Raw genomic sequence first — 13,840 nt, forward strand, 5'->3', positions numbered from 1 at the left:
CGGGATGCCTCGACCCGAGGCATCCCTCGCCCCCAACGAAAGGAATGCCCATGTCCGTCACCCTCGAAGACGCCCGCCGTGTCATCGCCGCCGCCGAGAAGCGCGCCGACGAGATCGGCCAGCCCATGAACATCGCCGTCGTCGACGCCGGCGGCAACCTCGTCGCCCACGTGCGCCAGGACGGCGCCTGGATCGGCAGCATCGAGATCTCGATCAGCAAAGCGTGGACCTCGAAGGCCTTCGACATCTCCACGAAGGACCTCGGCGACAACTCGCAGCCGACCCAGCAGTTCTTCGGCATCCACACCACCAACGCGCACGGCCGCGGCGTCGCGATCTTCGCGGGCGGCGTGCCGCTCACGCGCGACGGCAAGGTCGTCGGCGCCGTCGGCGTCTCCGGCGGCTCGGGTGAGCAGAACCAGACCGTCGCCGAGGCCGGCGCCGCCGCGCTCTGACCGACGAGCGCCTTCGGGCTCCGCGTCAGGAGTCCGAAGGCGCCATCCCGCAGGCGCAGGCGGGTACTGGCAGGCCCTCCCACCGGCGCACTCCCGCGCGTACCGTCGAAGAATGGATCACCGCAGCGAAGTGCGCGAGTTCCTCTCCACGCGGAGGGCGCGCCTCACCCCCGACCAGGCCGGACTGCCCGCGTTCGGCGGAAACCGGCGGGTCGCGGGGCTCCGGCGCGAAGAGGTCGCACTGCTCGCCGGGGTCAGCGTCGACTACTACACGCGGCTGGAGCGCGGCGACCTCTCCGGCGTCTCCGACGGAGTGCTCGAGGCCCTCGCCCGCGGTCTGCAGCTCGACGACGCCGAGACGGCACACCTGTTCGACCTGGCCCGCACGGCCAATCGCTCGCCCGTCGCCCGCAAGCCCCGCCAGCGCACCGAGGCGATCCGGCCGAGCGTCCGGCGGCTGCTCGACGCCATCACCGAGGCACCGGCGCTCATCCGCAGCAACCACTTCGACTACATGGCGGCCAATCTCCTCGGACGCGCGCTCTACGCGCCCGTTTTCGAAGATCCCGCACCCAACAGCGCACGCTTCGCGTTCCTCGATCCGGCGGCGCGGGAGTTCTACCTCGATTGGGACCGGGTGACGCAGGAGCTCGTCGCCACGATGCGCAGCGAGGCCGGACGCAACCCGTTCGACAAGCGGCTCACCGACCTCGTGGGCGAGCTCTCGACGCGCTCCGATCGGTTCCGCACCCTGTGGGCCGCGCACAACGTGCGCTACCACCGCAGCGGCGTCAAGAAGATCCACCACCCTGTCGTCGGCGACCTCGAGCTCACCTACGAGGCCTTCGATCTCCCCGCCGATCCGGGCCTCTCGCTGTCGACCTACACGGCCGAGCCCGGCTCGCCGTCGGCCGACGCGCTCACGCTGCTCGCCAGCTGGGCGGCGAGCGGTGAGCTGCCCTCGCTCCGGCCCGAGAGCGCTCCCGCCGACTCCTGACGATCCCAGGCTTGCCACAGTGGCAAGAACCTCGATCTTTGCCACCTAGATCTGCCGCAAACACCCCCAGAGGTGGCTCTAGCGTCAAGTCATGGAGTCGAGGAGCGGCGGGATCCGTGTCGTGAAGCAGACGCGTGCGGCCTACTTCGTGTCGGACAGCACCGGCATCACGGCCGAGACGCTCGGCAACGCCCTGCTCGCGAACTTCCCGGGATTCGCGTTCGTCAAGCACACGATCCCGTTCGTCGACACGCCGGAGGGCGCCGCGAACGTCGTGCGCGACATCGCCCGCGATGCCGACGCCGGTCTGTCACCGATCGTTTTCGCGACGACGAAGAACGCCTCGGTGAGCGCGATGCTGGCATCCGCCCCCGCCACTCTCATCGACCTGCTCGGCGGCCACCTGACCGAGCTCGAGACGGCGCTCGGCACGACGGCGTCGGAGCAGCTCGGCCAGTTCCACCAGCTCGGCGATGCGACGCAGTACTTCGCGCGCATGCGCGCCGTCGAGTACGCGATCGAGCACGACGACGGGCAGAGCTCGCGGGCGCTCGACCTCGCGGACGTCATCATCATCGCGCCCAGCCGCTGCGGCAAGACGCCGACGACGATGTACCTCGCCCTCCAGTACGGACTGCTCGTCGCGAACTACCCGCTCACCGACGACGACTTCCCCACCGAGGGTCTGCCCCGGCTCGTCGCGCCGTACGCGTCACGATGCTTCGGCATCACGACGACGCCCCTTCGGCTCAGCCAGGTGCGGCACGAGCGGCGCCCCGACTCGCGGTACGCGAGCCTCGCGCAGTGCACCGTCGAGCTCCGCCGCGCGGAAGACCTCTACCGCCGCAACCGTGTCCCATTCCTCAACTCCTCGACGAAAAGCGTCGAGGAGATGTCGGCCGTGATCCTGCAGACCCTCAGGCTCCGGCCCTGACCCGCCCACGAAGGAGAGTCCTCATGAGCAACATCCTCTGGTTCGACGAGCTCGGCATGGCAGACCTGCCCCAGGTGGGCGGCAAGAACGCGTCGCTGGGCGAGATGGTCTCCAATCTCGCCGACCTCGGCGTGCGCGTGCCCGGAGGGTTCGCGACGACCGCCGACGCCTACAGCCGGTTCCTCGCGCACGATGATCTGGGCGGCCGCATCCGCGCCGCGATCGACGGGCTCGACGTGGACGACGTGACGCGGCTGACGCACGTCGGCACCGAGATCCGCGCCTGGATCGAAGAGCACCCCCTCCCTGCCGATCTCGAGCGCGACATCCGCTCCGCCTACGAGCGCCTCGTCGAGCGGGATGCCGAGCCGGAGACGGTGACATGGGCGGTGCGGTCGTCGGCGACGGCCGAGGATCTTCCGGATGCCTCGTTCGCGGGCCAGCAGGAGACGTTCCTCAACGTCGGGGGCATCGACAACGTGCTCGCCGCGATCCGCAGCGTCTACGCGTCGCTGTACAACGACCGCGCCATCGCGTACCGCGCGCACCACGGCTTCGACCACCACGACGTCGCCCTCTCGGCGGGCGTGCAGCGGATGGTGCGCTCCGACGTCGGCGCGTCGGGGGTCATGTTCACCGTCGACACGGAGTCGGGCTTCGACCAGGCAGTGTTCGTGACCAGCTCGTACGGGCTGGGCGAGGCCGTCGTGCAGGGCGCCGTCAACCCCGACGAGTTCTACGTCTCCAAGCCCGCCCTCCGCGCGGGCCGCCCCGCCGTGCTGAAGCGCTCCGTGGGTGAGAAGGCCATCGCGATGCGGTACACCGACAGCCGCGCGGCCGGGTCGAGCACGGCGTTCCTCGACGTTCCGCTGGAGGCCCGCGCGCAGTTCTCGATCACGGATGCCGAGCTCGAGGAGCTCGCCCGTCAGGCCCTCATCATCGAAGACCACTACGGCCGCCCCATGGACATCGAATGGGGCAAGGACGGCGTGGACGGACAGCTGTACATCCTGCAGGCCCGTCCCGAGACCGTCGTCTCCCGCGCCTCGGCGAACGTCATCCGCCGCTTCCGGCTGCACGAGAAGGGCACCGTCGCCGTCGCCGGCCGCGCCATCGGGCAGCGCATCGGCGCCGGCCCCGTCCGCGTGCTCAGCGACATCGCGCAGATGCGCGAGTTCCAGACCGGCGACGTCCTGGTCGCCGACATGACCGACCCCGACTGGGAGCCGATCATGAAGCGCGCCGCGGCGATCGTCACCAACCGAGGCGGCCGCACCTGCCACGCGGCGATCATCGCCCGCGAGCTCGGCATCCCGGCCGTCGTCGGCACCGGCGACGGCACCCGCACCCTGCAGGACGGGCAGCCCGTCACCGTCTCGTGCGCCGAAGGCGACACCGGGTTCGTCTACGACGGCATCCTCGACTTCGCCGAAGAGGAGACCCACCTCGACAAGATGCCCGACGCACCGGTCAAGATCATGATGAACGTCGGCACCCCCGACCAGGCGTTCTCGTTCTCGCGCCTCCCGCACCGCGGCGTGGGGCTCGCGCGCCTCGAGTTCATCATCAACCGGCAGATCGGCATCCACCCCCGCGCGCTGCTGGAGCACGACACCCTGCCGGAGGAGCTGCGCGCCGAGATCGACGACCGCATCGCCGCCTACGCGTCGCCGCGCGACTACTTCGTGCAGCGCGTCGCGGAGGGCGTCTCGATGATCGCGGCCGCGTTCGCGCCCGAGCCTGTGATCGTGCGGATGAGCGACTTCAAGTCGAACGAGTACGCCAACCTCATCGGCGGTGAGCGGTACGAGCCCGACGAGGAGAACCCGATGATCGGGTACCGCGGAGCCTCCCGCTACATCTCCCCCGACTTCCGCGCCTGCTTCGACATGGAGTGCGAGGCGTTGAAGTATGTGCGCGACGAGATGGGCTTCACCAACGTGCAGGTCATGGTGCCGTTCGTCCGCACCGTCGCCGAGGGCCACTCGGTCGTCGAGCTGCTCGCCGAGAACGGACTGCGCCGCGGGGCCAACGACCTCAAGGTCATCATGATGTGCGAGCTGCCCACCAACGCCCTGCTCGCCGACGACTACCTCGAGTTCTTCGACGGCTTCTCGATCGGCTCGAACGACATGACGCAGCTCACCCTCGGCCTCGACCGCGACAGCTCTCTCGTCGCCGACACGTTCGACGAACGCGACCCCGCCGTGCTCAAGCTGCTGTCCATGGCCATCCAGGCCTGCCGCGCGCAGGGCAAGTACATCGGCATCTGCGGGCAGGGCCCCAGCGACCACCCCGACCTCGCCGAATGGCTCGTCGCGGAGGGCATCGAGTCGGTCTCGCTCAACCCCGACACCGTCGTGGACACGTGGCTCCGCCTCGCGAAGACGAAGGACGTCGTGGCCGGCTGACCGACACCGGGCAGGCCTCCGAGAGGTCGGAGGCCTGCCCGATTCCTCTCAGACGGCGGTGTAGCCGCCGTCGATCACGATCTGCTGCCCCGTGAGGTAGCTCGAGGCGGGCGAGGCGAGGAAGACGACGAGCCCGGTGAGATCCTGCGGCGTCGCCATGCGGCCCTGCGGGATCCGCGAGATCCAGTCGGCCTCGAGTTCGGGCTCGCGGTCGATGATCTGCTGCGTGAGGTCGGTCAGCACGTAGCCGGGCGAGATCGAGTTGACGCGGATGTCGGATGCCGCCCACTCCACCGCGAGCGACTTGCCGAGGTGCGCGACGGCGGCCTTCGACGAGTTGTACGACGCAGCCCACTGGGGCACGTTGACGATGAGGCCCGACATCGACGAGATCAGCACGGCGCTGCCCGGCAGATCGGCGGCGAGCAGGCCCCTGCCGAAGGCCTGGGTGGCGAAGAACGTGCCGGTGAGGTTGACGTCGATGACCTTCCGCCAGTCCTTCGCGGTGACGTCGATGGAGTCCCCGTTGATCTCGATGCCCGCAGCCGTGAGCAGCACCTGCGGCACGCTGAGGCGTTCGGCGATCTCCGCGAACGCGGCATCCGTCGCCTCCTGATCCGTGACGTCGAGGCGCCGACCGTACGTGCGCACACCGAATTCGTCGGCGATGCGCTCAGCGGATTCCTCGACCGTGTCGAGGAGGTCGAGGATCGCGATGTCGGCGCCCTCCGCGGCGAGGGATCGCGCGACGGCGAAGCCGATGCCGCGCGCTCCTCCCGTGATGACGGCGGTCTTGCCCGTGAGGTTGGTGTCCATTTCTGTTCTCCTTCGTCGGTGATGGTCAGCAGTGGTTCAGGGTGCGGGCGTTGCCGCCCGAGCGGGCTTCCGCACCCGCATGGGCGTCGTCCCAGCCCGCGCGGGCGGCGGCGATGAAGAGGCGTGCGGCCGCCAGCGGATCGGGTGCGGCGAGGACGCCGCTCGTCGACCCCGTCCCGTCGGCGCCGGTCGCCATGATGGCGCGCACGATCTCGGGCGACGACACCCCTCCCGCATGCATCGCGAGCACCGCCGGGTCGACGCGTCGCAGAGCCGCGGTGATCGGGGGGATCCACTCCCGGTCGGACGTTCCGGCCGTCCCGATGAGGTTCGCCGGCTCGACCAGCACGGCGGTGGGCGCGAGAGCCGCCGCGGCGAGGCCCGCGCTCGCGGAGCCGGCACACACGATCGTGGCGAGGCCGACCTCCTTCGCGCGCAGCACGGTCGCCGCGAGGGTCCGCTCGTCGAGGGGCGCCGCGTCGTGATCGAGCATCACCCCCGCTGCTCCGGCATCGAGGAGCGCCTCGGCCGTGACGCGGCCGAAAGACGAGCCGAGGCGGTCGGCGTCCATGCCCTGCGCGAAGACGTGCACACCGGCATCCAGGTCGGCGATCGGCGCGATCAGGACGTTCGGCACGGTCACGACCACCGAGACCCCGTAGTCGGCGCCGGCGCGCCCCGCCGCGAGCGTCAGCTCCGCGAGCGCCTCGCGCCGCAGCAGGTTCTTGGGCCCGATCTCGAAGAAGGGGGCGGTGAGCGGCGGGGTCATGCGTTCACGAGCTTCCGCAGCCGTGCTGCCGTCGCCGGCAGGCTGACGGCGGGATCGCCCTCCGTCGAGCATTCGAGGTTGAGGCAGCCGCGGTAGTCCACGTCGTGGAGGGCCTGGACGATGGCCGGCCAGTCGAGGTGACCACTTCCGGGGAGCAGGCGGTTGCTGTCGCCGAGGTGGACGTGCACGATGTGGTCTCCGGCGTCCCTCAGGGCCTGCGCGGGGTCGGCCTCTTCGATCGACATGTGGAAGAGGTCGGGGAGCAGGCCGGCGTTCGGGTGCGCGATCTCCTCGATGATGCGGACGTTGTCGACGATCCGGTTGAGATAGCCGCACTCGTACCGGTTGATCGGCTCGAGCAGCACGCGCCCCTCGGTGCCGGCGACGACGTCGAGCATCTCGCGGTAGAAGTCGACGAATTCGGCGTGCTGCGAGGGGCTCAGCTGCCGGAACGGCTCGAAGAGCGGCAGCGGGTTCTGGGCGCCGTACTCGAACTCGATCTCGGTCACGGCGCCGATCTCGGCGCACACCTCGGCCGACTGCCGGTACATCGCCCGGCACCGCTCGCGCAGCGCGGCATCCGCCGCCATCGCGTTGCCGTAGACATCGTCCGACAGCACGAACTCGACGGGCCTGATGCCCGTGCGACGCTCCAGCGCGACGAGTTCACGGCGGGCCTCGGCATCCCACGCGTCGAGGGGCTGGAAGACGGCGATCGCGTCATAGCCCCATTCCTTGAGGAGTTCGGCCTTCGCCGTCAGGGTCTCCCCCGGCACCATGGGGGACGAGCAGCAGAGCATCATGGGGTGTCCTTCGTGTGGAGCGGAAGCGCCGGCGTCTCGTGGAAGAGCCGCCGCAGGTGGTCGTCGAATCGCGCATAGCGCTCTTGCCGGCGCCGGTCGCCGGACGGTCTGTACCGCACCGACGGCGGAGGGTTCAGGGCGGACGCTTCGCTCAGGTCGCCGATAATCCCCGCCGCGGCGAGTGCGAGCACGGCAGCCCCGCGGCACGTCGCCTCCAGCTCGTCCGGGACGACGACGTCGATGCCGCACACGTCCGCCTTGAGCTGATTCCAGAACGTGGATGCCGCGCCCCCGCCCGTCGAGACGATCTCGTCAGCGGGTCCGGCCGAGAAGTATTCGATGTTCCGGCGCAGCAGGTGCGCGATGCCCTCCTCGACGGCGTAGGCGAGGTCGATGCGGTCGTGGCCGAGGTCGAGGTCGAGGAAGGCGCCCTTCGCGTGCGCGAAGTAGTCCGGCGGGTTGACCCCGGTCAGGTAGGGCAGGAACATCGGGGCGTCCCGGTGCGCGCGCATGCGCAGGCTGCGCTCGAGATCTTCGTACGGCATGCCGCCGAGGCCCTGGACGCGGAACCACTCGAGCGCCGCGCCTCCCCCGTCGACGCCGTTGAAGAGCACCGTCTCGCCCTGGCGGAGGCCCGCGTGGAACGAGACCTTCCGCTGCGGATCGAACTCCCAGTCGCCCGCCAGAAGCGACAGCGACAGCACCGTCCCGGCGGATTCGCTCACGCACCCCTCGACGTACGACCCCGTGCCGGCCATCGCGCAGAAGTGATCGAGCGCGCCGACGTTGACGCGGTACCGGGTCGCGGGAGGCAGCAGCTGCGCGACGTCGTCGCGCACGCATCCCACGTCACTCCCCGCGGCGACGACGTCGGGAAGCGACCCGGGAGGCACGGAGCAGTACTCCGTCATGGCATCCCAGTAGCCGCCGCCGGCGACATCCCAGAGGTAGGTGAATCCGCGCGTCGAGACCTCGCCGGTCGCGATGCCAGTCAGGCGGAGGACGAGGTAGTCCTTGATCATGAGGACGGAGGCGGCGGCCGCCAGGGCGTCGGGCTCATGGCGGCGCAGCCAGCGGAGCTTCGCGGCCGGCCAGGTCGTGGAGGAGAACGGCTCCCCCGTGACGGCGAACGCCTGCTCGGCGCCGAAGTGCTCGCCGATCTCGCGCGCCTCGTCGACGGCGCGATCGTCGAGCCAGGAGAGTCCCGCCCGCACGGGTGCGCCCTGGCGGTCGAGCAGCACGAGCGACTCCGCCTGCCCTGTGAGCGCGATGACCGCCTCGTCCCGTCCGGGACGAGCGGCGTCCGCGCAGCGCCCGATGAGCTCGACGACCGAGGCGAAGAGCTCTTCGGGGTCGAACTCGACCCGGACCCCGTCGCGTGCGTAGACGGCGGGGGCGGCGGCGGTCGCGAGCCGCCGGAGCTGCTCGTCGTAGAGCACCACCTTCAGATTCGTGGTGCCGACATCGACGGCGTAGACGAGCATGGTCAGCCCGCGACGATCTGGAGGTGGACGGTGCGGATGCGGGGCCGCACCGAGTCCAGGTCGCCGAAGTAGACGCGGCCGAACTCGCCCAGGACGAGCTGCCCGTCCACGATCGGCACGATCTCCGACCGGCCGAGGATCGACGAGATGATGTGCCCGTCGGTGTTGAGCCCCCAGGCCGGCAGCTCGTCGCGCAGTTCTGCCGCGTTGCGGATGTGGATGGGCCCCGGGTGCAGATACTGACCCTCGTGCCGCGTCGGCGGCGCGATCGTCGCCAGGACGTTGAGGGTGTCCTGCAGGATCAGCTGGGTGCCGTAGTAGGTGACGTCTTCGGACTCCTCCTGGAGGAGGACGCAGCAGCTGGTGTGCGGCGAGTAGACGACGGCGATGCCGGCGTCGACGCCCGCCTCCCGGACGAACTCCGCCAGCTGTTCGGTCACGTCGAAGAACTCCTGACGGGCGGGAGTCTCGAGGGTGATCGTGCGGCTCTGGGCGCTCATGCGGCTACCTGCTTTCGTGGTCCGGGCGGTTCGGTAGCTCAGTCTGCGGGCGCACTCGGGGGCGGCGGAAACTCCCAGTTACAATGACCACATAACGTGGGCTTATCAATCGAACGGGCCTCATGCGCGCATTCCCCGACCTGAACCTGCGAGCGCTCCGCTACTTCGAGGCGCTCGGGACCGAGCTGAACTACCGCCGCGCGGCCGAGAAGCTGTTCATCACGCAGCCCGCGCTCTCCGCCGCCATCCAGAACCTGGAACGCGTCATCGGCGATCGGCTCTTCGACCGCAACACGCGGTCCGTCACGCTCACTGCGACGGGGCGCGAGTGGCTCCCGCACGTCCGCAAGGCGCTCGCGGAGGTCGACTCGGCGCTCGAAGCCGTCGCGATGCTCGTCGACTACGCCCACGTCCGCCTCGGCTACCTCATCGGCACGGGAGCCGACCTGCTCTTCCAGCTCCTCGACGGCGTCGAGAGCGCGTTCCCCGACATCACGATCGAGACCCTCGAGTTCGACTTCTCCGACCCGACCGCGGGGCTCGCATCGGGAGCGACCGACATCGCGCTCCTCCGGCCTCCCGTCGATGTGCCCGACATGGAGATGGTGATCGTCGCCGAGGAGTCCTGGGTCGCCTGCCTCCCGCGCGCCCACCGTCTCGCCGACCGGACCGAACTGCGGATCGAGGAGCTGCTCGACGAGCCCATCGTCGTGGCGCCCAAGTCGGCCGGAAAGTGGCGCGAGTACTGGTACGCGGCCGACGCCCGCGGAGGCGTTCCCCCGCAGATCGCCGCCGAAGCCGCGACGTACGAATCCGAGGCGACGCTGGTCGCGCGCGGCGTCGGGCTCAGCTTCACGACGTCGTCGATGGTCCGCCTCTACGACCGGCCCGGCATCCAGTTCGTTCCGATCACCAATCGCCCCATCAGCTACACCGCCGTCGCGTGGCGCCCCGACAGGCTGACGACGCCTGCGCGCCGGCTCGTCGAGCACATGATCACGGGCGCACCACGTCCGCAGTCTCGCCACTGATCGACTCTGCTTATGAATACATAAGAGCTTCGACCTTCCAGGCGACGGCACCTCATCGCTTCACTTACTGCAACGAACCGCGGGTCGCCCGTCCCCCGGCCGGCAAGGAAGCTAGGAGAATCCATGGTCAATTCGGCCACACCCCAGGAGCAGTCGCTCGTGCCACCGCCTCGAGTGGTCGGTGAAGACGAAGACGCCCGCCTGGAAGAGTTCGGATACACGCAGAAGCTCGATCGGTCCGTCGGCAGGATCGCATCGTTCGCCATCGGGTTCTCGACGATCAGCGCGACGACGGCCGTGTTCACCGGCTTCGCCGCCGGCTACCTCAACGCCGGCTCGCCGTTCATCTGGACGCTGTTCCTGGCGATCCCGGTCTTCCTGCTCTGGACGCTCATCGCGGCCGACGTCGCCGCCAAGATCCCGCTGGCCGGCTACGCGTACCAGTGGACGAGCCGCCTCAACGGCTCGACGTTCGGCTGGTTCACCGGGTACGCGGCGCTCATCGGCTGGGTGAGCGGCATGACGAGCCTCGGCTACATCTTCGCCGGCTACCTGGGCAGCGTCTTCGACTGGAACCTCACGCAGGCCCAGCAGATCTTCATCGCGATCGCCGTCGTCGCCGTGTGCGTCCTGATCAACGCCTACCGCGTCCGCCTCGCGACGTTCATCAACAACATCGGCGTCGGGCTCGAGATCGTCGTCACGGTCGGCGTCACCCTCGCCATCGCGATCGTCATGCTCGTCGTCCCCGACAACGCGCAGCCCTTCTCGTCGCTGTTCATGGGCAAGAGCCCCGACGAGGCGACGCCGTACATCTTCGCGTGGCTCGCGGCATCCCTCGGTCCGTTCTTCGGCCTCGTGGGGGTCGAGGCCGTCGCCGACGTCGCGGAGGAGACCAAGAACGCACGACGCGTCATCCCGCGCACGATGTTCTACGCGTTCGCGGCATCGTGCATCATCGAGTTCCTCATGTACCTCGTGTACGTGCTCGCGATCAAGGACCCCGCCGCTCTCGAGGGATCCTCGGCGCCGATCGAGGAGATCATCTCGCAGCAGCTCGGGCCCGTGTTCGCCCGGATCGTGATCGCGGTCGCGCTGACCAACATCCTCGTGTGCCTGCTCTCGAACGTCCTCGTCGGAACCCGTCTGCTGTACTCGCTGTCGCGCGACAACATGATGCCGGCCTCCCGCGCGCTTCGGCACGTGGCACCCAAGCGCAAGACCCCGTCGACGGCCGTCATCACGCTCGGCGTCGTCTCGGTGCTTCTGCTCCTGTCGGCCCTCATCAGCGTGCAGGCGTTCAACTACTTCCTCGGCATCGCGACGCTCGCGTTCTTCACGACGTACCTGCTGCAGACGATCGGCCTTCTCATCGCGGCGGTGCGGGGCCGGATCCCCGCCGCCGAGCCGGGAACGTTCGATCTCGGTCGAGCGCGGATCCCCGTGCTGATCGTGAGCCTCGTCGTGTTCGCCGCGGTCGAGTTCGCCCTCCTCTTCCTTCCCGCGTTCGCCGGCAACGGCTACGTCTTCGGCGGGATCGTCGCCCTCGCGGTGCTCTGGTGGCTGTTCGTGCTGCGCAAGCGGCTCGCGACAGGCCAGGCGGGTCCGCGCTATGCGCGAGAGCATCCCGACGAGGAGACGGTCTGAGACCGGATGGATGCCGCCCCCGACGGGGGCGGCATCCCCTGTGTGTGCCGGATCTCAGACGGCGGTCGCGCTGAAGCGGTGCTCGACGTCGTCGAACTCGATCACTCGGATGCGGATGCTCGCGCCGACTTCTGCGCGAGCACCGCGGACGAGGCCGTCGATGCCCGAATCGGAGCGCACGAAGACGCCGAAGGGCTTCGTCGCCGTGACCGTCGCGGTCAGCTCGTCGCCGGGTCGGAGAAGGGTCTCAGCCATGTGCTCACCCCCTTCCATTTCGTCAGGGTGAGTCGGGCGCGGGGCGACACGGCCGCTCCGGATGCCTTCCGTCGTGGAGTGCGCGTGCGCCGGATCGCGCCCGGACGTCACACGACCCATGTTAGAACCGCGGACGGCGTCCCACCGGAAGACCCGAGGTCGGCGTGGTGGACGACGATCAGTCCGGGGATAGGCTCGCTGCATGCCGCATCCACCGGCGACGGCGAACCTCAGCAGCATGGGCCGCGGATTCGAGGTGATCGCCGCGCTGTCCGAACTCGCCCGTTCGTCCGGCGTCGGCGCGAGCGTCACGGCCGTCGCCGAACGCCTGGGTCGCGACCGTTCGCAGGTGTCTCGCACGCTCGCCGCGCTCGACCGCCGGGGCTATGTGACGAGGCAGCCTCACCGTGGCTACCGGCTCGCCTGGCGGTGGTATGCCGAAGCGCAGGAGATCACCGAGCTGCGGCTGCGGACCGAGGGACTGACGATCCTCGACGAGCTTGCGGACGAGGTGGGCGAGAGCTGCTTCATCGGAGTCCTGCGCGGCGCCGACACCGTCACGATCGTCGAGAGCGTGCCGCCGGCGTCTCGAATGATCGGCTCGTGGATCGGCCGCGCCTATCCCGCGGACTGCAGCGACGCCGGGCAGGCCGTGCTGTGGGATGCCGACGACGACGAAGTCCGCGACGTGTTCGCGGTCGCCACCTTCGACGGTGCGGGACCGCGGGCGCCGCGCTCCGTCGACGAGTTCCTGGCGCGGCTCGACTCGGCCCGCGAGCGCGGCTTCGCGATCGTCGACGAGGAGGCGGAGGCGGGGCTGTACTCCGTGTCGGCTCCCGTGCGGGACTTCCGCTTCGAGGTGGTCGCGGCGGTGCAGATCGTCGGCGAGCGTGCGGCCCTCATCGACCGGACATCGGAGCTCGGCGAGCGCTGCCGTACGGCTGCCGGGCGCCTGTCGTCCGCCCTCGGAGTGCCCTCGTCAGACTGATTCGAGCCGGCCGACGGCCGCGCCGAGCATCCGTCGGATGGCCGTGCGCGTGGTGGCCGGCACGGGGGCGCCCTCCACCGACACGGATGCTGCGATCCCGTCCCGCAGTCGGACGGGGAGGGCGAATTCGGTGGTGCCGGCGACGTACTCGTCGGCTGCGCAGACCAGGCCCTCCTCCCGGTCGCGCTCGAGGAGACGCTCGACCTCCGGGATGCTGCGGGCGGCGGCCGGTCCCCCGACCCCGACGAACTGCACACCGTCGAGGAGCGCATGCAATGCGGCGCGGTCGTGGTCGAGAAGCAGTGCGCGACCGCCGCCGGTGCACCAGACGGGCGTGGTCATGCCTGGTCGGACTGAGGCGTGCGGCGCCCCCGTGCCGGATTCGAAGCGCAGGAGCAGCGCCCGCGGCCCGTCCGCGACGGTCACGCGCGCCGTCATCCCGAAGCGCGATGCGAGGCGGCGCAGCTCGCGCCGCGCCGACCGCAGCCACGGCTCGTTGAGGGCGGCCGCCGCATGGAAGAACGCCGGCCCGGCGGTGAAGACCGAGCCCTCGGTGCGACCGAGGTAGTCGAGGGCGCGCAGCTCCTGCGTGAGGCGCGAAACGCGGCTGCGCTCCATGCCGACCGCCTCCGCGAGCCGGGACGCATTGTGGCCCTGACGTCCGGAACGCTCCCGGTCCACCACCGCACCGAGGAGCGTGAGCCCCTGCGACAGGGACGAGGGTCCGTCCATCCGCTGCTCCCCGTTCGT

Annotated in this window: 14 protein-coding genes; 7 read left to right on the plus strand and 7 right to left on the minus strand. The window is 69.9% G+C overall.

Going from position 1 to position 13,840, the window contains the following annotated elements; translation table 11 throughout:
• Positions 1–50: 50 nt before the first annotated feature.
• From ACH3VR_RS16815 to ppsA, 4 genes are all read left to right on the plus strand, one after another.
• On the plus strand, positions 51–455 hold the full coding sequence (locus tag ACH3VR_RS16815; RefSeq protein ID WP_397557481.1) for a GlcG/HbpS family heme-binding protein: 405 nt from the start codon (positions 51–53) through the stop codon (positions 453–455).
• A gap of 112 nt (positions 456–567) precedes the next feature.
• Positions 568–1,452 carry a helix-turn-helix transcriptional regulator gene (locus ACH3VR_RS16820; RefSeq protein ID WP_397557482.1) on the plus strand — a complete coding sequence of 295 codons (885 nt, stop codon included), beginning with the start codon at positions 568–570 and terminating at the stop codon, positions 1,450–1,452.
• Between the two features lie 91 nt (positions 1,453–1,543).
• On the plus strand, positions 1,544–2,386 hold the full coding sequence (locus tag ACH3VR_RS16825) for a pyruvate, water dikinase regulatory protein (protein ID WP_397557483.1): 843 nt from the start codon (positions 1,544–1,546) through the stop codon (positions 2,384–2,386).
• 23 nt (positions 2,387–2,409) lie between these two features.
• Entirely contained in the window at positions 2,410–4,797 is a 2,388-nt protein-coding gene (ppsA, locus tag ACH3VR_RS16830) for a phosphoenolpyruvate synthase (RefSeq protein WP_397557484.1), read from the plus strand.
• A 48-nt stretch (positions 4,798–4,845) separates the two neighbouring features.
• Here the strand turns inward: ppsA and ACH3VR_RS16835 are convergent, their stop codons facing one another.
• From ACH3VR_RS16835 to ACH3VR_RS16855, 5 genes are read right to left on the minus strand one after another with little or no spacing between them, the layout of a single operon-like run.
• A complete protein-coding gene (locus ACH3VR_RS16835; protein WP_397557485.1) occupies positions 4,846–5,613 on the minus strand; it encodes an SDR family oxidoreductase in 768 nt (255 codons plus the stop codon).
• 25 nt (positions 5,614–5,638) lie between these two features.
• Positions 5,639–6,382, minus strand: coding sequence for a triose-phosphate isomerase (locus ACH3VR_RS16840; protein ID WP_397557486.1), 744 nt, complete (start codon positions 6,380–6,382; stop codon positions 5,639–5,641).
• Positions 6,379–7,185, minus strand: coding sequence for a sugar phosphate isomerase/epimerase family protein (locus ACH3VR_RS16845; RefSeq protein WP_397557487.1), 807 nt, complete (start codon positions 7,183–7,185; stop codon positions 6,379–6,381). Before ACH3VR_RS16845 ends, ACH3VR_RS16840 begins: the two co-directional genes overlap by 4 nt.
• Positions 7,182–8,669: an FGGY-family carbohydrate kinase gene (locus ACH3VR_RS16850; RefSeq protein WP_397557488.1), complete on the minus strand. Its 1,488-nt coding sequence runs from the start codon at positions 8,667–8,669 to the stop codon at positions 7,182–7,184. The genes ACH3VR_RS16845 and ACH3VR_RS16850 overlap by 4 nt, the downstream gene beginning before the upstream one ends.
• 2 nt (positions 8,670–8,671) lie before the next feature.
• Complete coding sequence (locus tag ACH3VR_RS16855; RefSeq protein WP_397557489.1) at positions 8,672–9,169, minus strand: YjbQ family protein; 498 nt, start codon at positions 9,167–9,169, stop codon at positions 8,672–8,674.
• A gap of 122 nt (positions 9,170–9,291) precedes the next feature.
• Between ACH3VR_RS16855 and ACH3VR_RS16860 the strand changes: the two genes are divergently transcribed.
• Positions 9,292–10,200 (plus strand): LysR family transcriptional regulator, encoded by a 909-nt coding sequence (locus ACH3VR_RS16860; RefSeq protein WP_397557490.1) that lies wholly within the window; start codon positions 9,292–9,294, stop codon positions 10,198–10,200.
• A 123-nt stretch (positions 10,201–10,323) separates the two neighbouring features.
• On the plus strand, positions 10,324–11,847 hold the full coding sequence (locus tag ACH3VR_RS16865) for an APC family permease (RefSeq protein WP_397557491.1): 1,524 nt from the start codon (positions 10,324–10,326) through the stop codon (positions 11,845–11,847).
• A 54-nt stretch (positions 11,848–11,901) separates the two neighbouring features.
• Here ACH3VR_RS16865 and ACH3VR_RS16870 read toward each other — a convergent pair whose 3' ends face one another.
• Positions 11,902–12,102, minus strand: a complete 201-nt coding sequence (locus tag ACH3VR_RS16870) for a S1 RNA-binding domain-containing protein (protein ID WP_397557492.1) — start codon at positions 12,100–12,102, stop codon at positions 11,902–11,904.
• Positions 12,103–12,304: 202 nt separating this feature from the next.
• Between ACH3VR_RS16870 and ACH3VR_RS16875 the strand changes: the two genes are divergently transcribed.
• Positions 12,305–13,090: an IclR family transcriptional regulator gene (locus tag ACH3VR_RS16875; RefSeq protein WP_397557493.1), complete on the plus strand. Its 786-nt coding sequence runs from the start codon at positions 12,305–12,307 to the stop codon at positions 13,088–13,090.
• On the opposite strand, the gene ACH3VR_RS16880 is transcribed toward ACH3VR_RS16875, so the two are convergent.
• Positions 13,082–13,822, minus strand: coding sequence for an IclR family transcriptional regulator (locus ACH3VR_RS16880; protein ID WP_397557494.1), 741 nt, complete (start codon positions 13,820–13,822; stop codon positions 13,082–13,084). The genes ACH3VR_RS16875 and ACH3VR_RS16880 overlap by 9 nt on opposite strands.
• Between the last annotated feature and the right edge of the window lie 18 nt (positions 13,823–13,840).

The sequence above is a fragment of the Microbacterium alkaliflavum genome (assembly GCF_044325405.1).
Lineage (GTDB): Bacteria > Actinomycetota > Actinomycetes > Actinomycetales > Microbacteriaceae > Microbacterium > Microbacterium alkaliflavum.